We start from the raw sequence: 266 nt of genomic DNA on the forward strand, positions 1-266 counted from the left end.
CGTCTGTCTCCGCCATCCGATTCTGGCTGATCATGACAAAGGTCGAGATGAAAATCGCCTCGACGGATGCTACCATCGCGAGGATCACGAGGGATGGGTCGAATGCTGGCAGGACCGGCAGCAGCCCGACGTTGACTAAAATCCAGGCGCCGAAGACGATCGCGTGGATGTAGACGAAAGTCATCGACCCTGCGAAGCGGGTGATCTCAGCTGCGGCGCGCTCCTGAAGAGAAGCATGTCTCGCCTCCTCCTGCCGCCGCCTTAGG

General features: G+C 59.8%; 1 protein-coding gene. It reads right to left on the minus strand.

Annotation, left to right across the window (positions count from 1 at the left end):
* Positions 1–184, minus strand: a 184-nt coding sequence (locus tag ACPYOM_RS22675) for a DUF1003 domain-containing protein (protein ID WP_481347692.1), incomplete at its 3' end; no start/stop codon positions are given.
* Positions 185–266: the final 82 nt, after the last annotated feature.

The organism is Monashia sp. HAY1-2A (assembly GCF_056755315.1).